Source organism: Cupriavidus sp. SIMBA_020 (assembly GCF_046535395.1).
Lineage (GTDB): Bacteria > Pseudomonadota > Gammaproteobacteria > Burkholderiales > Burkholderiaceae > Cupriavidus > Cupriavidus campinensis.
The window spans coordinates 1-231 of sequence record NZ_JAWRWU010001804.1 but is presented as its reverse complement, the minus strand read 5'-3'; the positions used below and the strand labels follow the sequence as shown (position 1 = coordinate 231).

The window sequence follows — 231 nt, the reverse complement described above, 5'->3', positions numbered from 1 at the left end:
GCACCTGCCTCCGCGAAGATGTCGAGTGTCGGCGGATTGAAAATATTCAGCGATGCGCCTGCAACGAAGGGCTTTCCTCGCGTACGCTGCACGGCGCCCACGTCGTTGGCCTCGACGCCGTAGCAGCCGTTATCCGCGATGTCCGCAAGCACGCGCATGTCCTTGCCGGATTCCAGCAAGGTTTGCGTGCTCAGTACGACTTCCTTGCCCGCATCGGTTAAGCGTGCAGCA

1 pseudogene is annotated in these 231 nt (G+C 61.0%); it reads right to left on the bottom strand.

From position 1 onward, the window contains the following. Positions 1 to 231 (bottom strand): annotated as a pseudogene (locus tag SB751_RS35830) (U32 family peptidase); the annotation flags it as partial.